The organism is Comamonas sp. C24C, assembly GCF_053345995.1.
This window is the reverse complement of sequence record NZ_JBKFBC010000001.1, coordinates 265,558-290,406: the sequence shown is the minus strand read 5'-3', so window position 1 is coordinate 290,406 and position 24,849 is coordinate 265,558. Positions and strand designations below refer to the sequence as shown.

Below are 24,849 nucleotides of genomic sequence, written 5' to 3'. Positions count from 1 at the left end.
CACTCAGCGCTTATGTATCAAGCGCTGACAGCTATCAATCTTGCTTTGCAAGCCGCCTCAGGCCTGGGCAGCCGTCCATTCTGCCGGGGTATAGGTCTTCATGGACAGAGCATGGACTTCATCGGTGGCCATGCGATTGCCCAGCGTGGCATAAACCAGGCGCTGACGACCCAGCAGACGCTGGCCTTCGAACTGCGCAGACACGATGGTGGCAAACCAATGTCGGCCATCGCCTTCCAGCGCAATATGCTCGCAGGGCAGGCCGGCGGCGATCAGGTCTTTGAGTTGGTCTGCAGTCATGGGGGGAACCTTTATGCGCAAAAGCTGGCGAAACCGGTCATTGTCTCGCAAGCAGCCCTGCGTCAATTCTAAAAATCAGTTACGAATCTTGTAGCCGATGCGCAGCAGGTGCACGGCCAGCGCGCTCACGGCCAGCCAGGCAGCGCCCACGATGGCAAAGCTGAGCCACGGCGAGACATCGCTCTGGCCGAAGAAGCCATAGCGGAAGCCGTCGATCATGTAGAAGAACGGATTGACATGGCTGACCGCCTGCCAGAAGCCGGGCAGCGAGTGCACGGAATAGAACACGCCGGACAGAAAAGTCAGGGGCATGATCAGAAAGTTCTGGAAGGCCGCCATCTGGTCGAACTTCTCAGCCCAGAGGCCGGCGATCAGGCCCAGCGTACCCATCAGGGCGCAGCCCAGAAAGCCGAACACCAGAATCCACAGCGGCGCGGCAAAGTCGGGCACCGCAAAGAACAAGGTGACCACAAACACGCCCAGCCCCACCAGCAGGCCGCGCAGAATCGCCGCGCCCACATAGGCGCTGAACCAGGCCCAATGCGACAGTGGCGTGAGCAGCACGAATACCAGCGAGCCCATGATCTTGCTCTGCACCAGGCTGGACGAGCTGTTGGCAAACGCGTTTTGCAACATGCTCATCATCACCAGACCAGGAATCAGAAACGCGGTGTAGGGGATGCGGTCATAGACCATGACCCGGCCTTCAAGCACATGGCCGAAGACCAGCAGATACAGCACGGCCGTGAGCACCGGTGCGGCCACGGTCTGAAAGCTCACCTTCCAGAAGCGCAGCACTTCCTTCTTGAGCAGGGTCTGCCAGCCGTTCATTGGACACCTCCTGCAGGAGCCTGTGTCCTGGAGCCTTCATTCATGATGTGGATGAACACATCTTCCAGATCCGCACGGCGGATCTCCACATCCTCGGGGGTCACGCCCGCCTCGCGCAAGGCGGCCAGCAGTTGCTCCACATCGCTGGCATGGGCTGCGGGAATCTGCACGATTCGACCAGTGATCCGCGCCCTGTCGGCCACGGCCTGGGGCAAGGCGCTATCGGTCTTGAACTGCAACACATTGCTGGAAGCCGACTTGAGCAGCTCGCTCATGGGCGAGAGCTTGATGATCTCGCCGCGCTTGAGCATGGCCACGCGGCTGCACAGTGCCTCGGCCTCTTCCAGATAGTGAGTGGTCAGCAGCACCGTATGGCCCTGCTTGTTGAGCTTGGCAATGAAATGCCACAGCGTCTGGCGCAGCTCCACGTCCACGCCGGCCGTGGGTTCGTCCAGCACGATGATGGGCGGCTTGTGCACCAGGGCCTGGGCCACCAGCACGCGGCGCTTCATGCCGCCCGAGAGCTGACGCATATTGTTGTGGGCCTTGTCCGTCAGGCCCAGGCTGTCGAGCAGCTCGTCGATCCAGTCGTCGTTGCTCTTGACGCCGAAGTATCCAGACTGGAACTTCAAGGCCTCGCGCACATTGAAGAAGGGGTCGAACACCAGCTCCTGCGGCACGATGCCCAGCTTGCGGCGTGCATCGGCGTAATCGGCCTGCACATCGCTGCCCTGCACCAGCACGCGCCCGCCTGTGGCTTGCGCCAGTCCGGCGAGGATGCTGATCATCGTGGTCTTGCCGGCACCGTTGGGGCCGAGCAGACCGAAGAATTCACCTTCCTCGATATCCAGGCTCACCGATTTGAGGGCCTGGAAATCCCCCTTGGGGGTGCGGTAGGTCTTGGAGACGGATTGGAATGAGACTGCGGACATGGAGCCCATGATTCTAGGGCTTGCCCACAGCCTCTGCCTTGGCGGGGCTTAGCCGGACACAGTGATTTGTCAGCCTAGCCCTGCTGAGCGGTGGCGGCCGCATCGGGCACAGGAGCGGGCATCAGCAAACCGTCCACGCCATACAGCGCGGCCATGGATTGCAACCCCTTGGGCAGACCTTCGACGATGAGCTGCTTGCCCGCCTCCTGCGCAGCGCGCCGGCAGGCCAGCAACACGGCCAGGGCCGCCGAGTCGAAGACCTTGACGGCGCTGGCATCCACCACCACCCGGGCATCCGCATGGCCGGTGACCAGCGGGCGCAGGCGCAGCAGACAGTCGCGTCCCTGACGATAGGTCAGTTCCTTGGGCAGTTGCAGAGGGTTGCTAGCTGAGCGGGCCATGACGTCTGAAGCGCTTTGCTTACTTGGTGGCCGTGGCCGGCATGGAGCTGCGCGAGGCCAGGGTCTTGATCAGGCCGTCGATGCCGTTGGCATTGATTTCCTGGGCAAACTGGTTGCGGTAGGTCTCCACCAGCCACACGCCGAGCACGTTGAAGTTGTAGAGCTTCCAGCCCGTAGCCTGCTTTTCCAGACGGAAATCCAGCTGCACGGGATCGCCACGGCCGTTGACCTGGGTACGGACCAGCACATCGGTGTCACCGGCAGCCATGCGCACAGGCCTGACGGTAATGGTCTGATCGCCGACCTGGGACAAGGCTCCCGCATAGGTGCGAATCAGCAGGGCCTTGAACTCGTCCTGCAGCTTCTGGCGTTGCTCTGGCGTGGCCTGGCGCCAGGCCGGACCGACGGCAGCCGATGTCATGCGGCGAAAGTCCACATAGGGCATGACCTTCTCGTTGACCAGCGCATTGATCTTGCTGGAGTCGCCGTTGCGCAGCGAGGCATCCTTCTTGATGGTCTCCAGCACATCGGCAGAGACGCGCTTGACCAGGGCATCGGGCGCCTCCTCAGCGGCCTGGGCAGGCAAACCCAGATTCAGGGCGAGCATGGCACCTGCTGCCATGCCCCACATGCGACGAGTAATCTTCATTGCGTTTTTCTCCTAGGCCCGCAAGTGTCACCGCACTCGCGCAGCCTGTGCATCATGTTTGTAACCAAGCTCTACCGGCTCACTGCCCTTCGGGAGGCAGCTTGCCGGCGTTGTCGTCATCATAGTTTTCGAGACGACCATCGCCGCCGGACGCCGCGCCGCCAATGCGTGAGCGCAGATAGACATCGCGCACCAGGCTGTATTTGTCGAGCGCAACGGAGTCCAGCACATCGCCGGCCTTGAGCAAATTGGCCCGGTTGTTGACCATGCGCAGGCCGAACAGGCTGTTGCGCCAGCGCACATCGTCCATGGTGTTGGCGGGATAGCCGAAGGCGTCGACCGCCAGACCGGCCGAGTCACGCACCGTGGAAGGGCCCCAGAAGGGCAGCACCAGATACGGCCCCGTCGGCAGGCCCCAGCGGCCCAGCGTCTGGCCGAAGTCCTGCTTGCGGCGCTCGATGCCTGCCTCGCTGGCAACATCGAACAGGCCGCCTATGCCCAGCACCGTGTTCACGCTGAAGCGAACCATGGAGTTGTAGGCACCCTGGCCCTGGCCCTGCAGCACGTTGTTGACGAAGGACCAGGCATCGCCGAGGTTGTCGAAGAAGTTGGTCACGCCCTGGCCGGCCACACGTGGCGTCACGTTCTGATAGGCCGTGGCCACGGGCTTGAAGACAGCTTCGTCCACTCCTTCGTTGAAGGAATAGATGCTGCGGTTCATGGACTCCAGCGGGTCGGCCGGGTTGCCGGAGCCTGTGGTGGTCGCGCAGCCGGACAGCAGTGCCGCTGCGCACACGCCAGCTGTCAGCGCTGCATGCTTGAGCGCCCGAGTCTTGTTCGACGCCAGTTTCGTTTGTGGGCTTGTTGTAGTCATCATTCTTTCGCTCCCCCGTTGGCTCCGTTGGCTGCGCCAGCACCGGAATCACCGCCCTGCTCGGCCTTGCTGTAGAGGAACTGACCGATCAGATTCTCCAGCACCACGGCAGACTGGGTGGCCGTCACGCGGTCACCGGCCTTGAGGTTTTCTTCGCTGGCACCCGCTTCGATACCAATGTACTGATCGCCCAGCAGACCGCTTGTCAGAATTTTCAGCGAGCTGTCCTTGGGAAAGGCATAGCGGTTTTCCATGCTCATGGCCACGTCGGCCTGAAAGGTCTGGTCGTTGAAGGTGATGGACTCGATACGGCCCACAACCACGCCGGCGCTCTTGACCGCGGCCTTGGGCTTGAGCCCGCCGATATTGTCAAAACGCGCCGTGATCGCATAGGTCTTCTGGAAATTCAGGCTCAACAGATTGGCCGACTGCAAGGCCAGGAACACCAGGGCCAGAGCACCGATCAGCACAAACAGGCCGACCCAGACATCACTTTTCTTTTGCTGCATGATTTTTTACCTCTATCTGCTGTGCAGCCTCAAATGCTGAACATGGTTGCGGTGAGCAGGAAGTCCAGACCCAGAACCGCTAGCGAAGCCACGACCACGGTACGGGTGGTGGCCCGGGAAACCCCTTCGGGCGTGGGCTTGGCCGCATAGCCTTGGAGCAGGGCCACAAAGGTCACGGCCAGGCCGAAGACAAAGCTCTTGAGCACGCCGTTGCCCAGATCGCTCCACCAGTCCACGCCCTGCTGCATCTGGCCCCAGAAGGCACCGCTGTCGACGCCGATCATCACCACGCCCACCAGCCAGCCGCCCAGCACGCCGACGGCGCTGAAGACCGCTGCCAGCAAGGGCATGGTGATCAGCCCGGCCCAGAAGCGCGGCGCCAGAATGCGTTTGACGGGGTCGACCGCCATCATCTCCATGGCCGACAGCTGCTCACCGGCTTTCATCAGGCCGATTTCGGCCGTCAGGGCCGTGCCGGCACGGCCCGCAAACAGCAGAGCCGTGACCACGGGCCCCAGCTCGCGCAGCAGGCTCAGGGCCACCATCATGCCCAGCGCCTCGGCCGAGCCATAGCGCTGCAGGATGTAATAGCCCTGCAGACCCAGCACAAAGCCCACGAACAGTCCGGAAACACCGATGATGGCCAGCGAATAATTGCCCAGAAAGTGAATCTGGTCGCCGATCAGGCGCGGACGCCTGAGCGCCGGCCCCATCAAGCCCAGCAAACGCCACAGCAGGCGCGCACCGATTCCCATGTTGACCAGCTGGCAGCGCACTGCCAGGCCAATGCGTGCGAGAAAGTTCATGCGCGCCTCCTGCTGCCGAAGTCCTCGTCGGCACTGACGCCGGGGTAGTGGAACGGCACAGGGCCCGTGGGTCTGGCATGGATGAATTGCTGCACCAGCGGATCGCTGCTGGCGCGCACCTCTTCGGGCGTGCCCTGGGCGGCAACGCTGCCGGCCCCCAGAATCACCACATGGTCGGCCACACGGAAGGTTTCTTCCAGATCGTGGGATACCAGAATCGAAGTCAGGCCCATGGCATCGTTGAGCTGGCGAATCAGCTGCGCCGAAGTGCCCAGCGAAATAGGATCCAGGCCCGCAAAAGGCTCGTCGTACATGATGAGTTCGGGGTCCAGTGCAATCGCACGGGCCAGCGCCACGCGGCGGGCCATGCCGCCCGAGACCTGGGACGGCATCAGATCGCGCGCGCCGCGCAGGCCCACGGCATGCAGCTTCATGAGCACGATGTCGCGAATCAGCTCTTCGGGCAGATCGGTGTGCTCGCGCAGCGGAAAGGCCACATTGTCGAACACGCTCATGTCGGTGAACAGCGCACCGAACTGAAACAGCATGCCCATGCGGCGACGCGCGGCATAGAGCTGCTGCGCATTCATGGTGGTCACGTCCTGGCCGTCAAACAGCACCTGGCCCTGCTGGGCGTGGTTCTGCCCGCCGATCAGACGCAGCACCGTGGTCTTGCCGCCACCCGATGCGCCCATCAGCGCCGTGACCTTGCCGCGCGGCACTTGCAGGGACAGATCGCGCAGGATGACGCGGTCACCATAGCCAAAGGTGACATTGCGCAGTTCCACAAAGGGTGCGTTGGGTGACATGCGTGAATAGCCGCTCAAGAGAAAGCAAACTGGTATTGTGCCGACAAGCACGGCAAAAAGCTCGGGTTAGCCCCAAGTAAACATACATTCGTGAATGTTTCTTCAAGCCTTGGCCTGGATCATGGAGTCTTCACTCCTGTTTCAGGAGCTGCCAGTGCTTGCGATGTATGCGCAAACTGCCTTTTTTGCGATATGAAACCGCATCGACAGCTGCGACTTATTTACAACATATTCTGCAGAAACGCCTTGGTGCGCTCATGCTGGGGCGCCGCAAAAAACGCCTCGGACGGACCTTGCTCGACGATGTAGCCGCCGTCCATGAAGATGACGCGGTTGGCCACCTCGCGTGCAAAACCCATCTCGTGGGTCACGACCAGCATGGTCATGTGCTCCTCGGCCAGCTCGCGCATGGTGCGCAGCACCTCGCCGGTGAGCTCGGGGTCCAGCGCCGAAGTGGGCTCGTCGAACAGCAGAATGTCCGGCTCCATGGCCAGCGCACGTGCAATTGCCACGCGCTGCTTCTGACCGCCGGAGAGATGGTTGGGATAGGCATCGCGCTTGGCCGCCAGACCCACCTTGGCCAGCAGAGCCTCGGCCTTGGGGATGATGTCTTCGCGCTTCATGCCCTTGACGATGACGGGCGCCTCAATGATGTTTTCCAGCACCGTGAGGTGGGGAAACAGATTGAAGGACTGGAACACCATGCCCATCTTGCGGCCGATCTTGCGGATCTCGGCCTCGCTCACGTACTGCGCCCTGGCCTCACCCTCGGAGCGCGCCAGCACCGCACCTTCGATGCTGATGGTGCCTCGGTCAATCGTCTCCAGGTGATTGAGGCAGCGCAAAAAGGTGCTCTTGCCCGAGCCGGACGGGCCGATCACGGCCACCACCTCGCCGCGCAGCAAGTCCAGGGAGACGCCGCGCAGCACTTCGTTGTTGCCAAAGGCCTTGTGGATGCCCTGGGCGGAAATCATCACGTCAGGCGTCGTACTTGGCATATTTTTTCTCAAGATATTGGAAGCCCCAGGTCAGCACCAGGGTCATGATGAGATAGAAGGCCGCAGCCACGATGAAGGGCGTGAAGCTGAAGTCGCGCTGCACCACGCCGCGCGCCACGCGCAGCAGATCGTTGAGTGCCAGCACATAGATCAGCGAAGTGTCCTTGACCAGGGTAATGGTCTCGTTGCTGACGGGCGGCAGGATACGGGCCCACATCTGGGGCAGCACGATGCGGCGCATGGTCTGTGCATAAGTCATGCCCAGCACCTTGGCACCTTCGTACTGGCCACGGTCCACAGACTTGATGCCGGCGCGGAAGATCTCCGCGAAGTAGGCCGCGTAGTTCAGCGCAAACGCCACCACGGCGGCAGGAAAGTCGGGCAGGCGCACACCGATGTAGGGCACAAAGGGCAGCGCGAAGTACACGAACAGCAGCTGAAGCATCAGCGGCGTGCCGCGCATCAGCCAGATATAGGCGCCCACGGCGCTGCTCAGCGGCTTGATGCTGGAGATGCGCATCAGCGCCAGCGCCAAGCCCATGGGAATGGACAGCGCCAGCGTGATGAAGAACAGCTTGAGTGTGACAAGGGCACCAGCCGACATGGGCCCCAGGAGCGAGATTACATAGTCCATCAAATGGCCTTCAGTGTGGCGCTGCAGCTATCGAAAGCCCGCCACAGGCACGGGCGTGCGCAGGAGGAAGTGTTTGCACGCATTGTCGTCGCAAAAAAAACCGGCAATGCCAAGCATTGCCGGTGCAGTACATCAAAAAGGGATTAGTGCTTGATGACGTCGGCGCCGAACCACTTCTGGGCGATTTCAGCAGCCTTGCCGTCCTTCTTCATTTCGGTCAGCACGTCGTTGACCTTGTTGCGAGTGGCTTCGTCGTCCTTGCGGAAGCCCACACCGTAGTCTTCGGTACCGAAGTCCTCGGCCAGCACCACGTAGTTGTCGGGCTTCTTGTTGACGTAGTAGCGACCCACCACCTCATCCACCACCACCACGTCCAGACGGCCAGCTTCCAGGTCCATCATGGCAGCGATGTTGTCGCCGAAGAGCTTGGTTTCCTTGAACTTGTCCGACAGTTCCTTGTCCTTGGTCAGAGCGGTCACGGCGCTGGAGCCTTCCTGGGCACCCACGACCTTGCCGACCATGTCAGCCTTGCCCTTGATGGGCGAGCCGGCCTTCACGATGATGATCTGCTTGTTCACCATGTAGGGATCGGAGAACAGGATCTTTTCCTTGCGCTCTTCCAGAATGGTCAGGCCGTTCCACAGCGCGTCCACGCGCTTGCCCAGCAGCTCGGCTTCCTTGGCATTCCAGTCGATGGGCTTGAATTGCACTTCGATATTGGCGCGCTTGGCCACTTCACGGGCCATGTCGATATCGAAACCGACCAGCTCGTTCTTTTCGTCACGGAAACCCATGGGCGGGAAGTTGTCGTCCAGGCCCACCACCAGCTTGGCGGCAACCGCAGCAGGAGCGGGCGCAGGAGCTGCAGCGGTGTTGCTTGCGGGCTCGTTCTTGCCGCAGGCAGCCAAAATTGCAGTCAGGGCCACCGAGGCCAGCAGGGTACGTTTTTTCATGGCGTCAAAATTTGAAGTGGAAAAAGCGGAGACAGCAGGCTTTGTCTCCCGTCCGGGGCCACCGCAGCCGCTCCGAAGCCGGGCTGCCGCCAGCGCCGAATCCGCTATTGTCGCGCAGACGGGACAGAACGTCACTCGCCGGTCGCAAAACCATCACGACTTACGCAAAACAGGTTCAGGCATGACGGTTTCCTCAGAGGGCAGACCGTTGTTGCATTCCTGTCTGCGCAAGTCCTCATCATGTGCAAGCTTGCCAAACTCCACACCATGCCACCACCGTCACCCGACACCAGCCAGCTCCCCGCCGCCCTGCAGCAGGCCTATCGCAGCGCGCTCTATCAGGTCGATGCCGCCCGGGGCGCTGTCGCACAGACGCTACGCGCAGGTGAACACAACGACTGGCTCGGGCAACAACTGGGACGGCAGCCCATCCAGGCCGCCTGCTATCTCACGGCCTGCAATCCCTGGGGACAGATTCTGGAGCCGGCGGAGAACGCCCGCCGCATGCGCGCCCTGCGCCTGGCGCTGGACAGTGAAGGCTGGCAGTATCTGGACGGCTGCGGCCAGGACCCGCTCGGCCATTGGCCTGCGGAAGACAGCGTGCTGATCTGGGGCATGGATGCCGACACGGCCCTCCAATGGGGCCGGCACTGGCAGCAGAACGCCGTGCTGTGGAGCGATGCCGACGCCCGCCCCCGGCTTCTGTGGCTGCGCTGACTTTTTTGATAGCGCATTGCGCTTTACAGCAATCAAAAACCTATAGAAATCTATCTGAATTCCATTAAAGGCAAGCGCTTGTAGCTATCAAAAACAAAAGGCATTCCGGGGAATGCCTTTTGTGTGATGACCCGCTGTGAATGATCAGCGAGGCAGTTCGCTGGCGCCCATCAGGAACTCGTCCACGGCACGGGCCGCCTGGCGGCCTTCGCGAATCGCCCACACGACCAGCGACTGGCCGCGACGGATGTCGCCGGCGGCGAACACCTTGGGCACGCTGGTGGCATAGCCGCCGATGAAGTCGGTGCTGGCCTTGGCGTTGCCGCGTGCATCCTTGTCGACGCCAAAGGCTTCGAGCACGGTGGCAACCGGGTTCACAAAGCCCATGGCCAGCAGCACCAGATCGGCAGGCCAGACCTTTTCCGTGCCGGGCACTTCGCTCAGCTTGCCGTCCTTGAACTCGACCTGGACGGTGGTCAGGCTCTTGACCTTGCCCTTTTCGCCGCCGAATTCCTTGGTCGAGATCGCGAACTCACGCACCACGCCTTCGTCGTGACTGGACGAGGTACGCAGCTTGATCGGCCAGTAAGGCCAGACCAGGGGCTTGTTCTCCTGCTCGGGCGGCATGGGCATGACCTCGAACTGGGTCACGCTCTTGGCGCCATGGCGGTTGGAGGTGCCCACGCAGTCGGAGCCGGTGTCGCCACCGCCGATGACGATGACATGCTTGCCGTCGGCACGGATCTGGCCCTTGAGCTTGTCGCCCGCGTTGACCTTGTTCTGCTGGGGCAGGAACTCCATCGCGAAGTGCACGCCTTCCAGATCGCGGCCGGGCACGGGCAGATCACGCGACTGCTCGGAGCCGCCGGTCAGCAGCACGGCATCGAACTCGGCATTGAGCTGCTCGGGGCTGATGGTTTCCTTGGCCCAGTTGGTGACCTTGGAATCCTTGCCCAGACCGTCCTTGCCGGCGATCAGCACGCCGGTGCGGATCTTCAGGCCTTCGGCCACCATCTGCTCGACACGGCGGTCGATCAGACCCTTGTCCAGCTTGAAGTCGGGAATGCCGTAGCGCAGCAGGCCGCCCACGCGGTCGTTCTTCTCGAACAGGGTCACGTCGTGGCCGGCGCGCACCAGTTGCTGGGCCGCCGCCATGCCTGCAGGGCCGGCACCGACCACGGCCACCTTCTTGCCGGTCTTATGCTTGGCAGGCAGGGGCTTGACCCAGCCTTCGCTCCAGGCACGGTCGATGATGGAGTGCTCGATGGACTTGATGCCGATGGCGTCGCCATTGATATTGGCCACACAGGCAGCTTCGCAGGGCGCGGGGCAGATGCGGCCCGTGAACTCGGGGAAGTTGTTGGTGCTGTGCAGCGTGGTGATGGCGTTCTTCCAGTCACCCTGGTACACGAGGTCGTTGAAGTCCGGAATGATGTTGTTGACCGGGCAGCCGTTGTTGCAGAACGGCGTGCCGCAGTCCATGCAGCGTGCAGCCTGCACCTTGGCCTGATCGGTCGTCAGGCCGATGACGAATTCCTTGTAGTGCTTGAGACGTTCCGCAACGGGGGCATAGCCCTCTTCGATGCGCTCGTATTCCATGAAGCCGGTGGTCTTTCCCATGATCTTTAATCCTTGAAATCTGTGTTCGCTTGCAGTGCGGTGGCCGCCTGGCCGCCACCGCTTCGAGCCGTGTTTACTTGGCGGCTACTGCTTCTTTTTGAGGAGCTGCTGGCGCTTTCGCAGCTTGCTTTTCCTTCTGTTTGCGTTCAAAGATCTCGCCGAGTGCACGCTGGTACTCGGTCGGGAACACCTTGACAAACTTGGCACGCGCTGCGGCCCAGTTGTCCAGCAGATCACGGGCACGCTTGGAACCCGTCCAGCGGCTGTGAGCCTCCACCATATTGCGCAGTTGCTGATCGTCGCTCTGGCCGCGGTGCCAGATGCCGGGATCGACACGCGAGACAAACTCGTCGTGCGGCAGCACCTTCTCCAGCTTCACCGAAGCGGTGTTGCAACGCTCGGCAAACTTGCCGTCCTCGTCGTAGACATAGGCCACGCCGCCGCTCATGCCGGCCGCGAAGTTGCGACCGGTCTTGCCCAGCACGACCACGGTACCGCCGGTCATGTATTCGCAGCCGTGGTCACCCACGCCTTCGACCACCGCCGTGGCGCCGGACAGACGCACGGCAAAGCGCTCGCCTGCCACGCCGCTGAAGAAGGCTTCACCGCTGGTGGCGCCGAACATCACGGTGTTGCCCACGATGGTGTTGGTGGTGGTGGAGCCACGGAACTCATGGCTGGGATGCACCACCACTCGGCCGCCGGACAGACCCTTGCCGGTGTAGTCATTGGCTTCGCCGCTGAGGTTCAGCGTGATGCCGTTGCACAGGAAGGCACCGAAGGACTGGCCGCCCGTACCTTCGAAGTGGATACGGATGGTGTCGTCTGGCAGGCCTTCGGCGTGATGCTTGGTCACCACACCCGAGAGCATGGCACCGACGGAGCGGTTGACGTTGCGCGCCACTTCCATGATGCGCACCTTCTCGCCGTTTTCGATGGCGGGCTTGCAGCGCTCGATGAGCTTGACGTCCAGCGCCTTGTCCAGCAGGTGATCCTGGCTGTCCACGTGGTAGCGGGCCACGTCGGCAGGCACTTCGGGCTGGGCGAACAGACGGCTGAAGTCCAGACCCTGAGCCTTCCAGTGCTCGATGCCCTTGCGGGTGTCGAGCAGATCGGAGCGGCCGATCAGGTCGTCGAACTTGGCGATACCCAGCTGGGCCATGATCTGGCGCACTTCTTCGGCGATGAAGAAGAAATAGTTCACCACATGCTCAGGCTTGCCGGTGAACTTGGCACGCAGCACGGGGTCTTGCGTGGCCACGCCCACGGGGCAGGTGTTGAGGTGGCACTTGCGCATCATGATGCAGCCTTCCACCACCAGCGGAGCCGTGGCAAAGCCGAACTCGTCGGCACCCAGAAGAGCGCCGATGATCACGTCGCGACCGGTCTTCATCTGGCCGTCGGCCTGCACACGCACACGGCCGCGCAGACGGTTCAGCACCAGGGTCTGCTGGGTCTCGGCCAGGCCGATTTCCCAGGGACCGCCAGCATGCTTGATGGAGGACCAGGGCGAGGCACCGGTGCCGCCGTCGTGCCCTGCGATCACCAAGTGATCGCTCTTGCACTTGGTCACGCCTGCAGCGATCGTGCCCACACCGACTTCGGACACCAGCTTGGTGCTGATGCTGGCGTGCGGAGCCACGTTCTTCAGATCGTGGATCAGCTGTGCCAGGTCTTCGATCGAGTAGATGTCATGGTGGGGAGGAGGCGAGATCAGGCCCACACCGGGCACCGAGTGACGCAGTGCACCGATGTAGTCGGAGACCTTGCCGCCGGGCAACTGACCGCCTTCACCGGGCTTGGCGCCCTGAGCCATCTTGATCTGGATCTGGTCCGAAGAGGCCAGATATTCGGCAGTCACGCCGAAACGACCGGACGCGACCTGCTTGATCTTGGAGCGCAGCGAGTCGCCGGCCTGCAGTTCGATATCGGACTCGACCTTGTCCTTGCCGATGATGGAAGCCAGGGTTTCGCCCTTGCTGATGGGGATGCCCTTGAGCTCGTTGCGATAGCGCTTGGGATCTTCGCCGCCTTCGCCGGTGTTGCTCTTGCCGCCGATGCGGTTCATGGCCACGGCCAGCGTGGCATGGGCTTCGGTGGAGATGGAGCCCAGCGACATGGCACCCGTGGCAAAGCGCTTCACGATTTCCTTGGCCGACTCGACCTGGTCCACGGGAATCGCCTTGGCGGGGTCGAACTTGAACTCGAACAGGCCGCGCAGCGTCATGTGGCGCTTGGTCTGGTCGTTGATCAGCTGGGCGTATTCCTTGTAGGTGCTGAAGTTGTTGGCACGTGTGGAGTGCTGCAGCTTGGCGATCACGTCAGGCGTCCACATATGCTCCTCGCCACGGGCACGCCAGGCGTACTCGCCGCCGGCATCCAGCATGGTTTCCAGCACGGGGTCGTCGCTGAAGGCAGCTTCGTGGTTGCGGATGGTTTCCTCGGCAATCTCGAAGACACCGATACCTTCCACACGGCTGGCCGTGCCCGTGAAGTACTTGTCCACGGTCTCGCTGTTCAGGCCCACGGCTTCGAACAGCTGGGCGCCGCAGTAGGACATATAGGTGGACACGCCCATCTTGGACATGATCTTGGACAGCCCCTTGCCGATGGCCTTCACATAGTGATAGATGGCCTTGTCGGCAGTGATGGGCGCAGCTTCGCGGCTGAAGATGTCGACCAGGGTCTCCATCGCCAGATAGGGATGCACGGCTTCCGCACCGTAGCCGGCCAGCACGGCGAAGTGATGCACTTCGCGGGCCGTGCCGGTTTCCACTACCAGACCGGCGGTGGTGCGCAGACCTTCGCGCACCAGATGCTGGTGGATGGCGGACAGCGCCAGCAGCGCAGGGATGGCCACTTGCGTGGCGCTCATGTTGCGGTCGCTGATGATCAGGATGTTGGCACCGCCCTTGATCTCGTCCACGGCGTGGGCGCACAGCGAGGCCAGCTTGGCTTCCACGCCCTGCTTGCCCCAGGACAGCGGGTAGGTGATGTCGATCGTCGAGCTCTTGAACTTGCCGTTGGTGCGCTTCTCGATATCACGCAGTCTGGCCATGCCTTCGAAGTCGAGCACGGGCTGCTGCAGCTCCAGGCGCATGGGCGGGTTGACCTGGTTGATGTCCAGCAGGTTGGGCTTGGGACCCACGAACGACACCAGCGACATCACGATCGCTTCGCGGATCGGGTCGATGGGGGGGTTCGTCACCTGGGCGAACATCTGACGGAAGTAGTTGTACAGCGGCTTGTTCTTGTCGGACAGCACGGCCAGCGGGCTGTCGTTGCCCATGGAGCCAATGCCTTCCTCACCCTTTTCGGCCATGGGAGTCAGCAGGAACTTGATGTCTTCCTGCGTGAAGCCGAAGGCTTGCTGGCGGTCCAGCAGGGACAGCTCGGTCTTGGCTGCGGGTGCCTTGAAGTCGGCGGGGATTTCCACCTCATCGAGCTTGATGCGCAGGTTCTCGATCCACTGCTTGTAAGGCTTGGTGTTGACGACGTTGGCCTTGAGCTCTTCGTCTTCGATCATGCGACCCTGCTCCAGGTCGATCAGCAGCATCTTGCCGGGCTGCAGGCGCCACTTGCGCACGATCTTGCTATCGGGCACGGGCAGCACGCCGGCTTCGGAAGCCAGGATCACCATATCGTCGTCGGTGATGCAGTAGCGCGAGGGGCGCAGACCGTTGCGGTCCAGCGTGGCGCCGATCTGGCGACCATCAGTGAACACGATGGAGGCGGGGCCGTCCCAGGGCTCGATCATCGCAGCGTGGTATTCATAGAAGGCGCGGCGGCGCTCGTCCATGGCTTCGTGCTGCTCCCAGGGCTCGGGAATCATCATCATCACGGCCTGGCTGATGGGGTAGCCGGCCATGGTCAGCAGTTCCAGGCAGTTGTCGAAGGTGGCAGTGTCGGACTGGCCGGCAAAGCTGATGGGATAGAGCTTCTGCAGGTCTTCGCCCAGCACGGGAGAGGCCATCACGCCTTCGCGTGCCAGCATCCAGTTGTAGTTGCCGCGCACGGTGTTGATTTCACCGTTGTGGGCCACATAGCGGTAGGGGTGAGCCAGAGGCCACTCGGGGAAGGTGTTGGTGGAGAAACGCTGGTGCACCAGACCGATGGCCGAGACGCAACGCTCGTCGGCCAGATCGCGGTAGTAAACGCCCACCTGATCGGCCAGCAGCAGGCCCTTGTAGACCACGGTGCGGCTGCTCATGCTGGGAACGTAGTATTCCTTGCTGTGCTTGAGGCCCAGGTTCTGGATGGCGGCCGAGGCCGTCTTGCGGATCACGTACAGCTTGCGTTCCAGCGCGTCCTGCACGATGACATCGGCACCACGGCCGATGAAAACCTGGCGCAGGATGGGTTCCTTTTCCTGCACGGTGGGCGACATGGGCATGTCGCGGTTCACCGGCACATCGCGCCAGCCCAGCAGCACCTGGCCTTCGGCCTTGATGGCGCGCTCCATCTCCTGCTCGCAAGCCAGGCGCGAAGCATGTTCCTTGGGCAGGAAGATCATGCCCACGCCATATTCGCCAGCAGGAGGCAGAGCCACGCCCTGCTTGGCCATTTCTTCGCGGTAGAGCTGATCGGGAATCTGGATCAGGATACCGGCGCCGTCACCCATCAGAGGGTCAGCACCCACGGCACCGCGATGGTCGATGTTCTCGAGGATCTTCAATGCCCCCAGCACGATGTCATGGCGCTTCTGACCCTTGATATGGGCCACAAAGCCCAGACCGCAGGCATCGTGTTCGTTGCTCTTGGAGTACAGACCGTGGTCCTGGAGATACTTGATCTCGGCAGCAGTCGTCATGGGGAATCCTCTTATATCAATCGCGGGGAACGCAAGATTACGACATGACATGAAGTTATGCAATAAGTATTAATTGGGGTCAGATTCCAATTAATTCCCAACTTTTTTTATTTGCATTTAATTGGGGACATATAAAAACAGAGAGAAGCAATCCAATAAAAACAAGGAGTTGGAAAAACTCCCTACTCCTCGTGCACCGAAGCTGTGCGTGCAGAAGGCCTGCCGGCCTTCTGCCGCTTCACGCGCCTCTCGGTTTTTTGTTGCAAATTTTCAATGAAATCAGGCTCGCCCAGGGCCCAGCCACGCAGTGCGGCATGGCTGATCTGTGCCTGGGTATCGGCATCCAGACCGGCCTCCACGGCCCTGACATAAGCAGCATCTCTGGCAAAGGGCGTGTTGCCCAGAGCCCAGAAAAGCGCGTGCGGGCTGATGAGCGCATCGCTTTGCAGGCCTGCGTTGTGCGCATAGCTGGACCAGGGCCAGTCCACCGCGCGCTGCACCAGCCCGTCGCGCACGGGGTTGAGATCCATGGAGACCATGGTGGCCATCAACCATTGCTCGGCCTGCAGCACGGTGCAGCGGTAGCGCCCCTCCCAGAGGGTGCCGGTACGCCCGTGCCGATTGTTGAAGTAACGCACATAGCTGCGCCCCACGGCCTGCATGAACTGAGGCACGCCCTGCTCCGTCCTGGGCGTCAGCAGCAGATGGAAGTGATTGGGCATGAGCACATAGGCATGCACATCGACCTCGAAGCGCCGCGCCATCTCGCGCATCAGATCCAGCATGACCAGACGATCCTGCGCGTCCACGAAGATCTCGCCGCTGTTGTTGCCACGCTGGATGATGTGGTGCGGCATGTTTGCCAGCGTGAGACGGGGAAGACGGGCCATGGAGCGGACTTGGACAGGGGCGACAGGGAAGGCGTTTCGGTCATTATGAAGCGTCGCGCCAGGGCCGACGCCTCCTCATCACAGATGCATGCGGCCCGAAGCGCTCAGCAACTGGCTGATGTGGCGCGTAGCGGCCAGCAGTTGCGGCAGCAGCCGCTCGCGCATCATCTGCTCGCTGGTGCGGTTGGCCTGACCACTGATGTTGAGCGCCGCCACCGTCTGGCCGCGCGCATTGCGTATGGGAGCGGCAATCGAGATCAGGCCCTCCTCCAACTCCTGGTTGAGCAGGGCCCAGCCCTGCTCGCGCACGCGGGCAATCTCGGCATACAACTCGTCGTCGCCGGTCAGTGTGTGGCGCGTGAAGGCGCGCTGCTCGCGCCGGGCCATCAGCGCCCGCAGTTCATCGGGGGGCAGCGCCGCCAGCAGCACCCGCCCCATGGATGTCCAGAAAGCAGGCAGTCGCGAACCCACACCCAGATTGGTACTCATGATCTTGTGCGTGTGCACGCGCAGCACATAGACCACGTCCAGACCTTCGAGCACAGCGGCCGAGCATGACTCCTTGACCTCGTCCACCAGCGCCTCCATGGCCGGTTCGGCCAGATTCCACAGCGGCGTGGAGCTCAGATAGGCAAAGCCCAGATCCAGGATGCGCGGAGTGAGTGCGTAGTACTTGCCGTCGCTGCGCACATAGCCCAGCGTCTGCAGCGTCAGCAGGATGCGCCTGGCACCGGCACGTGTCAGACCCGTGGTCGCTGCCACCTCGCTGAGCGTCTGCTCCGGCGCCCTGGCACTGAACGAGCGTATGACTTCCAACCCCCGGGCAAAGGACTGCACATAGCTGTCACCGGGCTTGAGCGGGGCCGTATCGGCCTCCCCAGGGGTTTTCCCTGATGTGGTTTTTACAGTCTCCATTTTCTTCATCCTTTCCTACAATTCTTTTAGCGAACAAATGTTCTATATGCGAACATTTTAGCGCCAATAGCGCAAGTCTTTGTAGAGAAAATTGGAGACACCCATGATCAACAAGATCGCCGACTCGGTCGCTCAGGCCCTGTCCGGCATTCAAGACGGCTCCACCGTGCTCATCGGCGGCTTCGGCACCTCGGGCATCCCCGGCGAGCTGATCGACGGCCTGATCGCCCAGGGTGCACGCGAGCTCACCGTGGTCAACAACAACGCCGGCAATGGCGACACCGGCCTGGCCGCCCTGCTCAAGACCGGCCAGGTACGCAAGATCATCTGCAGCTTCCCGCGCCAGGTGGACAGCTGGGTCTTCGACGAGCTGTACCGCAGCGGCAAGATCGAGCTCGAACTTGTGGCCCAGGGCAATCTGGCAGAGCGCATGCGCGCCGCCGCCGCAGGCATAGGTGCCTTCTTCTGCCCCACGGCCTATGGCACCGAGCTCGCAAAAGGCAAGGAAACGCGCGAGATCAACGGCAAGCACTATGTGCTGGAGTACCCGATCCATGGCGATGTGGCCCTGATCAAGGCGGAAAAAGGCGACCGCTGGGGCAATCTGACCTACCGCATGTCGGCACGCAACTTCGGCCCCGTGATGGCCTCTGCCGCCAAGTTCACCGTGGCCACCGTGCATGACATCGTGGAACTCGGCCAGCTTGACCCCGAATCCGTGGTCACCCCGGGCATCTATGTGAGCCAGGTGGTGAAGATCGAGCGCGTGGCCACCCAGGCCGGCGGCTTCAAGAAGGCGGCCTGAGCCAGCCAAGGTCCAGCAAGGAGATACAAGCGTGAGCTATCAAAAACGAAGCAAGGACGAACTGGCACTGCGGGTGGCCCAGGACATTCATGACGGTGCCTATGTGAATCTGGGCATAGGCCAGCCCACCCTGGTGGCCAACCACATCCCTGCAGGACGCGAAATTGTTCTGCAAAGCGAGAACGGCATTCTGGGCATGGGCCCGGCACCGGCGGCCGGCTCCGAAGACTACGACCTGACCAATGCCGGCAAGCAGCCCGTGACCCTGCTGCCCGGCGGCAGCTATTTCCACCACGCCGACAGCTTCGCCATGATGCGCGGCGGCCATCTGGACATCTGCGTGCTCGGAGCCTTCCAGGTTTCAGCCACGGGCGACCTGGCCAACTGGAGCACCGGCGAGCCCGGCGCCATTCCTGCCGTGGGCGGAGCCATGGATCTGGCCATTGGCGCCAAGCAGACCTGGGTGATGATGGATCTGCTCACCAAAAAGGGCGAGAGCAAGGTCGTGGCCCAGTGCAGCTACCCGCTGACCGGCCTGGGCTGCGTCAAGCGCATCTATACCGATCTGTGCACCCTGGCATGTACACCCGAAGGGCTGCGCCTGATCGACAAGGTCGAAGGCCTGGAGCACGCCGAACTCGAACGCATCGTGGGCCTGCCCATCGCGGCCTGAATTTCAGGCCAATCCCGTCTGCACCAGAAGCTCAATTTTCATAACGGAGACATGCCATGAGCAACCAGAACCAAGCCTTTATCTGCGACGCCATCCGCACCCCCTTCGGTCGCTACGGCGGCGCGCTGTCCAGCGTGCGCACCGATGATCTGGGCGCCCTGCCCATCAAGGCGCTGATGCAGCGCAACCCCAATGTGGACTGGACCGCCGTGGCCGATGTGCTCTATGGCTGTGCCAATCAGGCCGGCGAGGACAACCGCAACGTGGCCCGCATGTCGGCGCTGCTGGCCGGCCTGCCCATCGATGTGCCCGGCGCCACCATCAACCGCCTGTGCGGCTCGGGCCTGGACGCTGTCGGCACGGCCGCGCGTGCCATCAAGTCCGGTGAAGCCCGCCTGATGATTGCCGGCGGCGTGGAAAGCATGAGCCGCGCGCCCTTCGTCATGCCCAAGGCCGAATCCGCCTTCAGCCGCAACAATGCCGTCTACGACACCACCATCGGCTGGCGCTTCGTCAACAAGCTGATGAAAGCCCAGTTCGGCGTGGACTCCATGCCCGAGACTGCCGAAAACGTGGCCGACGACTTCAGGATCGAGCGCGAAGCCCAGGACCGCATGGCCCTGGCCAGCCAGGAAAAGGCGGCGGCCGCCATTGCTGCCGGGCATCTGGCACGCGAGATCGTGCCCGTCTCCATCGCCCAGAAGAAGGGCGACCCCATTGTCGTGAGCCAGGACGAGCACCCCCGCGCCACCACCATCGAGGCACTGGCCAAGCTCAAGGGCGTGGTACGCCCCGATGGCACGGTCACGGCCGGCAACGCCAGCGGCATCAACGACGGCGCCTGCGCCCTGCTGCTGGCCAACGAGGAAGCAGCCAGTCAGTATGGCCTGGTGCCGCGCGCCCGTGTGGTCGGCATGGCCGTGGCCGGCGTCGCGCCGCGCATCATGGGCTTCGGCCCCGCTCCCGCAGTGCGCAAAGTGCTGGCCCAGACCGGCCTGACTCTTGACCAGATGGATGTCATCGAGCTCAACGAAGCCTTTGCCGCACAAGGCCTGGCCGTGCTGCGCGACCTTGGCATTGCCGATGACGACCGCCGCGTCAACCAGTGGGGCGGCGCCATCGCCCTGGGTCACCCCCTGGGCGCATCGGGTGCCCGCCTGGCCACCACGGCCGTGAACCAGCTCCATACCCTGGGCGGCCGCTACGCGCTGTGCACCATGTGCATCGGCGTGGGTCAGGGCATTGCCGTGGTGCTCGAACGCGTCTGATCCCGAATGCGGCAGGGACCGGCCAAGCCCGGCCTGCTGCCGCACCCTTGCCTCTCACACCAAAACAACGACCGCCGGAGTGCAGCTCTTTTCGGAGCTGCGCCACCGCGGCAGCCCGCGCCCCGGCCACTGGCCGGCGGTGTCTTGCCTTTTTCCGGAGACCTAGATGTCCTATTCCCTTTCCCTATCGCGCCGCCGCAGCCTGCAGACCCTGGCAGCAACCGCCCTGTTCGCTCTGGGCACTGCTCCCGCCATGGCCCAGACGCCCTATCCCAGCAAGCCCATCACCATGATCGTGCCCTTCTCGGCCGGCGGCACGACCGACATCCTGGCGCGCGTGGTGGGCCAGGCCCTGAGCACCGAACTGGGCCAGAGCATCATCATCGACAACCGTCCCGGCGCAGGCGGCAATATCGGCGGTCAGGCCGCTGCACGCGCAGCCGGCGACGGCTACACCCTGTTCATGGGCACGGTGGGCACGCACGCCATCAACGAAGCCCTGTACAAGAAGATGCCCTTCGACCCGGTCAAGGACTTCGCCCCTCTGACCCGGGTTGCCAATGTGCCCAATCTGCTGGTCGCCCACCCCAGCCAGCCCTTCAAGACGGTCAAGGAAATGATGGCCTATGCCAAGGCCAATCCCGGCAAGCTGAACTTCGGCTCCTCGGGCTCGGGCAGCTCCATCCATCTGTCGGGCGAGCTGTTCAAGTCCATGACCCGTCTGGACATGGTGCATGTGCCCTACAAGGGCAGCGCGCCGGCCATCACCGATCTGCTGGGCAACCAGATCGCCATCATGTTCGACAACATGCCATCGGCCATCCAGCATGTGCGCTCGGGCAAGCTGCGCCCCATCGCCGTGACCACGGCCAAGCGCTCGCCCGAGCTGCCCGATGTGCCCACGGTGGCTGAAGCCGGCGTGCCCGGCTACGAGGCAACCTCCTGGTTCGGTCTCTTCGTGCCTGCCAAGACACCGACCGACATCCAGCAAAAACTGCATGCCGCCATTGCCAAGGTGCTCAAGGACCCCGCCGTGATCAAGAAGATCAACGACCAGGGCGGCGAAGTCGTGATCGACACCCAGGATGGCTTTGCCAAGTTCATCGACGCCGAAACCAAGAAGTGGGGCAAGGTCGTCAAGGACTCCGGCGCCAGCGTTTGAGATCAAACACCCACTGAGCCGCTGCGCGGCTTCCTCCGTGGCACGGCGCCCTCTCCTTCGGGAGGGGAACACAGCCCGCGCTGCGGGGCGGCCCTTGCTCGCTGTCCCTGGCTTGATCCACGCCAGTTTCATGCGCTGCTGCGCGCTCTACTTCACTCATCGTCTGCGAGTCTGTATGACCACCTCCCTGCTCTCCACCGCCACTGGCGATTTCCGCATTGATCTGCAAGGCCCTGACGACGCCCCCGTGCTCGTGCTGTCCAACTCCCTGGGCACCACGCTGGAGATGTGGGATGCACAGGCAGCGGCCCTGCGCAGCGAATTTCGCGTGCTGCGCTACGACACGCGCGGCCATGGTGCCAGCGTCTGCAATGACGGCCCCTACAGCTTTGACCAGTTGGGCCGCGATGTGCTGGCCATCCTCGACGCGCTGCAGGTGCAGCAGGCGCATTTCTGCGGCATCTCCATGGGCGGCCTGACCGGCCTGTGGCTGGGCGTCAATGCCGGCCAGCGCCTGCGCAGCCTCACCGTGGCCAACAGCGCCGCCAGGATCGGCGTGGAGTCTGCCTGGCTGGAGCGAGCCGCCCAGGTGCGCGCCAGCGGCGCAGCCGGCATGCAGGCCCTGGCCGAATCGTCGCCCGGCCGCTGGTTCACGCCCGGTTTTGCGGCTGCCCAGCCCGCCGTGGTGCAACGCGCCCAGAGCTGGATCGCCAGCATCGCGCCCGAAGGCTATGCCAGCTGCTGCGAAGCACTGGCCCGCGAAGACCTGCGCGCTGCGATTGCCGCCATCGCCACGCCCACGCTGCTGCTGGCCGGCGCTCACGACCCCGTGACCACGGTGGCCGATGCGCAGGCCATGCAGGCCGCCATTGCGGGCTCGCAGCTGGTCGAGCTGCAGGCCTCGCACCTGTCCAACCTGGAGGCGCCCGAGGCCTTCGAACAAGCCCTTGCCGGCTTTGCACGCCAGCACTGACCGACGCCGCGACGACCGGCTGCCCGCATCCGGCAGCGGCCGCCACGGCCTGTGATACGGAGACCGCCATGCCCACTCCCTCCCGCCGCTGGAGACACCGCCCCGAAGGCTCGACCTGGGGCGATTTCGGTGAAGACGACCAGCTTGGCCGCCTGAACCTGCTGACCCCCGAGAAAGTCCGCCAAGGCGTGGCCGAAGTGCAGACCGGCCAACGCTTTGCGCTGAGCCTGCCCCTGGACTACCCGGGCGGCAGCGCCCTCAATCCCAACCGCAAGCCCCCGGTGCTGCGTCCGCTGCAGCGCAAGGGTCGCGTCAATTTCAACTGCCTGCTGCAGGAACTGGAGCCGGGCCGCACCGACGTGCTCTCGGACGACATGGTCATCCTGTCGCTGCAGTACTCCACGCAGTGGGACGGTCTGGCCCACGTGGGCGCCCTGTTCGATGCCAACGGCGACGGCCTGCCTGAGCCCCTGTACTACAACGGCTTTGCCGCAGGTATCGACATCGTGGGCCCGGCCGAGCTGAGCGGCACCGGCATTCCCGCGCGCCTGGACGACAGCGCCAGCACCAGCTGCGCCAAGGCCCTGGGCATCGAAGGCATGGCCCGCAACGGCGTGCAGGGCCGCGGGGTGATGGTGGACCTGCGTGCCCATTTCGGCGACGCACGCACCGTGGTCGGCTACGAGCAGCTGATGCAGGTCATCGCCGCCGACGGTGTGCAGATCGAGCCCGGCGACATGCTGTGCCTGCACACCGGTTTTGCCCAGCGCGTGCTGGACATGCACAAAACCCCCGACCCCGAGGTGCTGGAACACGCCTGCGCCGTGCTTGACGGGCGCGATGCGCGCCTGCTGCAGTGGATCACCGACAGCCAGATAGCCGCCATCGCCACCGACAACTACGCAGTCGAGGCCTTCCCCGCGCGCCCCGGCGCTGCCTGCTGCGCGGCCCTGCCCCTGCACGAGCATTGCCTGTTCAAGCTGGGCGTGCACCTGGGCGAGTTGTGGCACCTGACGCCGCTGGCGCACTGGCTGCGCGAGCACGGCCGCCACCGCTTCCTGCTCACGGCACCGCCACTGAACCTGCCGGGCGCCATCGCCTCGCCGGTCACGCCTGTCGCCACGGTCTGAGCCCAACACCGGAGCCTTTATGCCCTTCATCATCGAAACCTTCGACAAGCCCGGTCACCAGGCCGTGCGCCAGGCCCATCGCCCCGCGCACCTGGGCTTCCTGGACACCCACAAGCACCTGCTGCTGGCCTGCGGCGCCAAGCTGGCCGACGACGGCAGTGACCTCGGCGGCGGCCTGTACGTGCTGGAACTGGACACGCGCGAAGCAGCCCAGTCCTTCATAGAGTCCGACCCCTTCTTCACCGCCGGCCTGTTCGAGCGCGTGTCCATCACCCGCTGGCGCAAAGCCTATGTGGCCGGCGCCAGCCACCTGCCTGCGGCGGCCTAGCCCCCGTCCGGCAGCCCAGCCCTTTCCCGCATTCCGTCCGAAAGTATTGCCATGTCTTCCCAGAACGCTTCCCTTCCCGTCCGTCCCCGCGTGCTGATCACCGGCGGCGGTGCCGGCATCGGCGCTGCCGCCGCCGAGCGCTGCCGTGCCGACGGCTACGAGCCCATCATCATCGACCGCGTGGTCGATCACGTTCCCGGCGGCATCCAGGCCGACCTCAGCAATGCCGAGGACACGGCCCGCGCGTTGCGTCTGGCCCTGGAAGGCGGCCCCATCACGCGCCTGGTCAACAACGTCGGCGTGGTCGTGCCCAATGACGCCGCGTCCCAGACCCTGGCCGAGTTCGACCTAGCCGTCTCGCTGAACCTGCGCTGCGCCTTCCAGTGCATGCAAGCCCTGCTGCCCGGCATGAAGGAGGCGGGCTTCGGGCGCATCGTCAACATGTCCTCGCGCGCCGCGCTGGGCAAGGACCTGCGCACCGCCTACGCTGCCACCAAGGCCGGCCTGATCGGCATGACTCGCGTCTGGGCTCTGGAGCTGGGACAGTGGGGCATCACGGCCAACGCCATCGGCCCCGGCCCCATCCGCACGGAGCTGTTCGACAAGGCCAACCCGCCCGATGCACCGCGCACGCAGAAGATCATCCAGTCCGTACCCGTCAAGCGCGTGGGCACGCCTGATGACGTGGCCCATGCCGTGTCCTACATGCTCGACGAGCGCAGCGGCTTTGTGACCGGACAGGTGCTCTACGTCTGCGGCGGCATGACCGTCGGCGTAGCCTCGGTCTGATCAGGCCCTGAGCCGCTTCGCGGCCTGCCTGGCCGCGCGCCCAACCTATCCCGCGCCGCAACCGCTGCGGCAC

Annotated in this window: 25 protein-coding genes; 9 read left to right on the top strand and 16 right to left on the bottom strand. The window is 63.4% G+C overall.

All coding sequences use genetic code 11. The annotated features are described in order from the left end of the window. Positions 1-57: 57 nt before the first annotated feature. The 12 genes from ACLBXN_RS01255 to ACLBXN_RS01200 all read right to left on the bottom strand — a co-directional run bounded on the left by ACLBXN_RS01255 (position 58) and on the right by ACLBXN_RS01200 (position 8,696). Complete coding sequence (locus tag ACLBXN_RS01255) at positions 58-300, bottom strand: BolA family protein (protein WP_003058653.1); 243 nt, start codon at positions 298-300, stop codon at positions 58-60. Between the two features lie 75 nt (positions 301-375). Then, complete coding sequence (locus tag ACLBXN_RS01250; RefSeq protein ID WP_003058656.1) at positions 376-1,131, bottom strand: ABC transporter permease; 756 nt, start codon at positions 1,129-1,131, stop codon at positions 376-378. Further along, a complete protein-coding gene (locus ACLBXN_RS01245) occupies positions 1,128-2,063 on the bottom strand; it encodes an ABC transporter ATP-binding protein (RefSeq protein ID WP_447610876.1) in 936 nt (311 codons plus the stop codon). The genes ACLBXN_RS01250 and ACLBXN_RS01245 overlap by 4 nt, the downstream gene beginning before the upstream one ends. A 74-nt stretch (positions 2,064-2,137) precedes the next feature. Next, the gene (locus tag ACLBXN_RS01240; protein WP_447610875.1) at positions 2,138-2,464 is read right to left on the bottom strand and encodes an STAS domain-containing protein; all 327 of its coding nucleotides are present in this window, start codon (positions 2,462-2,464) and stop codon (positions 2,138-2,140) included. Positions 2,465-2,483: 19 nt separating this feature from the next. Next, a complete protein-coding gene (locus ACLBXN_RS01235; RefSeq protein ID WP_211457752.1) occupies positions 2,484-3,113 on the bottom strand; it encodes an MlaC/ttg2D family ABC transporter substrate-binding protein in 630 nt (209 codons plus the stop codon). 79 nt (positions 3,114-3,192) lie between these two features. Beyond that, a complete protein-coding gene (locus ACLBXN_RS01230) occupies positions 3,193-3,990 on the bottom strand; it encodes an MlaA family lipoprotein (RefSeq protein WP_447610874.1) in 798 nt (265 codons plus the stop codon). Further along, positions 3,987-4,496, bottom strand: coding sequence for an outer membrane lipid asymmetry maintenance protein MlaD (gene mlaD / locus ACLBXN_RS01225; RefSeq protein WP_003058666.1), 510 nt, complete (start codon positions 4,494-4,496; stop codon positions 3,987-3,989). The genes ACLBXN_RS01230 and mlaD overlap by 4 nt, the downstream gene beginning before the upstream one ends. A gap of 29 nt (positions 4,497-4,525) precedes the next feature. Next, complete coding sequence (gene mlaE, locus ACLBXN_RS01220) at positions 4,526-5,302, bottom strand: lipid asymmetry maintenance ABC transporter permease subunit MlaE (protein ID WP_003058669.1); 777 nt, start codon at positions 5,300-5,302, stop codon at positions 4,526-4,528. After that, positions 5,299-6,111, bottom strand: coding sequence for an ABC transporter ATP-binding protein (locus ACLBXN_RS01215; RefSeq protein WP_043003542.1), 813 nt, complete (start codon positions 6,109-6,111; stop codon positions 5,299-5,301). Before ACLBXN_RS01215 ends, mlaE begins: the two co-directional genes overlap by 4 nt. 221 nt (positions 6,112-6,332) lie before the next feature. Then, on the bottom strand, positions 6,333-7,109 hold the full coding sequence (locus ACLBXN_RS01210; protein ID WP_283245778.1) for an amino acid ABC transporter ATP-binding protein: 777 nt from the start codon (positions 7,107-7,109) through the stop codon (positions 6,333-6,335). Beyond that, positions 7,090-7,743 (bottom strand): amino acid ABC transporter permease, encoded by a 654-nt coding sequence (locus ACLBXN_RS01205; RefSeq protein ID WP_003058677.1) that lies wholly within the window; start codon positions 7,741-7,743, stop codon positions 7,090-7,092. Before ACLBXN_RS01205 ends, ACLBXN_RS01210 begins: the two co-directional genes overlap by 20 nt. A 143-nt stretch (positions 7,744-7,886) precedes the next feature. Next, a complete protein-coding gene (locus ACLBXN_RS01200; protein ID WP_003058680.1) occupies positions 7,887-8,696 on the bottom strand; it encodes an amino acid ABC transporter substrate-binding protein in 810 nt (269 codons plus the stop codon). A 267-nt stretch (positions 8,697-8,963) separates the two neighbouring features. On the opposite strand from ACLBXN_RS01200, the gene ACLBXN_RS01195 reads away from it, so the two are divergent. Beyond that, complete coding sequence (locus ACLBXN_RS01195; protein WP_447610872.1) at positions 8,964-9,413, top strand: DUF3293 domain-containing protein; 450 nt, start codon at positions 8,964-8,966, stop codon at positions 9,411-9,413. Between the two features lie 144 nt (positions 9,414-9,557). Here ACLBXN_RS01195 and ACLBXN_RS01190 read toward each other — a convergent pair whose 3' ends face one another. The 4 genes from ACLBXN_RS01190 to ACLBXN_RS01175 all read right to left on the bottom strand — a co-directional run bounded on the left by ACLBXN_RS01190 (position 9,558) and on the right by ACLBXN_RS01175 (position 17,648). Then, positions 9,558-11,033 carry a glutamate synthase subunit beta gene (locus tag ACLBXN_RS01190; RefSeq protein WP_407715121.1) on the bottom strand — a complete coding sequence of 492 codons (1,476 nt, stop codon included), beginning with the start codon at positions 11,031-11,033 and terminating at the stop codon, positions 9,558-9,560. A gap of 73 nt (positions 11,034-11,106) precedes the next feature. Further along, positions 11,107-15,843 (bottom strand): glutamate synthase-related protein, encoded by a 4,737-nt coding sequence (locus ACLBXN_RS01185; protein ID WP_211457758.1) that lies wholly within the window; start codon positions 15,841-15,843, stop codon positions 11,107-11,109. 182 nt (positions 15,844-16,025) lie between these two features. Then, positions 16,026-16,733 (bottom strand): transposase, encoded by a 708-nt coding sequence (locus tag ACLBXN_RS01180; protein WP_211457759.1) that lies wholly within the window; start codon positions 16,731-16,733, stop codon positions 16,026-16,028. Positions 16,734-16,811: 78 nt separating this feature from the next. Continuing rightward, positions 16,812-17,648, bottom strand: a complete 837-nt coding sequence (locus ACLBXN_RS01175; RefSeq protein WP_043003545.1) for an IclR family transcriptional regulator — start codon at positions 17,646-17,648, stop codon at positions 16,812-16,814. Positions 17,649-17,751: 103 nt separating this feature from the next. On the opposite strand from ACLBXN_RS01175, the gene ACLBXN_RS01170 reads away from it, so the two are divergent. The 8 genes from ACLBXN_RS01170 to ACLBXN_RS01135 all read left to right on the top strand — a co-directional run bounded on the left by ACLBXN_RS01170 (position 17,752) and on the right by ACLBXN_RS01135 (position 24,776). Continuing rightward, positions 17,752-18,453, top strand: a complete 702-nt coding sequence (locus ACLBXN_RS01170; RefSeq protein WP_003058692.1) for a 3-oxoacid CoA-transferase subunit A — start codon at positions 17,752-17,754, stop codon at positions 18,451-18,453. Positions 18,454-18,484: 31 nt separating this feature from the next. Then, entirely contained in the window at positions 18,485-19,126 is a 642-nt protein-coding gene (locus ACLBXN_RS01165; protein WP_003058693.1) for a 3-oxoacid CoA-transferase subunit B, read from the top strand. A gap of 56 nt (positions 19,127-19,182) precedes the next feature. Beyond that, on the top strand, positions 19,183-20,394 hold the full coding sequence (gene pcaF, locus ACLBXN_RS01160) for a 3-oxoadipyl-CoA thiolase (RefSeq protein WP_447610871.1): 1,212 nt from the start codon (positions 19,183-19,185) through the stop codon (positions 20,392-20,394). Positions 20,395-20,560: 166 nt separating this feature from the next. Next, positions 20,561-21,556: a Bug family tripartite tricarboxylate transporter substrate binding protein gene (locus ACLBXN_RS01155; protein ID WP_447610870.1), complete on the top strand. Its 996-nt coding sequence runs from the start codon at positions 20,561-20,563 to the stop codon at positions 21,554-21,556. Between the two features lie 175 nt (positions 21,557-21,731). Beyond that, on the top strand, positions 21,732-22,529 hold the full coding sequence (gene pcaD / locus ACLBXN_RS01150) for a 3-oxoadipate enol-lactonase (protein WP_447610869.1): 798 nt from the start codon (positions 21,732-21,734) through the stop codon (positions 22,527-22,529). Positions 22,530-22,597: 68 nt separating this feature from the next. Next, complete coding sequence (locus ACLBXN_RS01145) at positions 22,598-23,659, top strand: cyclase family protein (protein WP_447610868.1); 1,062 nt, start codon at positions 22,598-22,600, stop codon at positions 23,657-23,659. A gap of 19 nt (positions 23,660-23,678) precedes the next feature. Beyond that, entirely contained in the window at positions 23,679-23,987 is a 309-nt protein-coding gene (locus tag ACLBXN_RS01140; protein ID WP_447610867.1) for a YciI family protein, read from the top strand. Positions 23,988-24,038: 51 nt separating this feature from the next. Further along, a complete protein-coding gene (locus ACLBXN_RS01135; RefSeq protein ID WP_447610866.1) occupies positions 24,039-24,776 on the top strand; it encodes an SDR family oxidoreductase in 738 nt (245 codons plus the stop codon). The last annotated feature ends 73 nt before the right edge of the window (positions 24,777-24,849 follow it).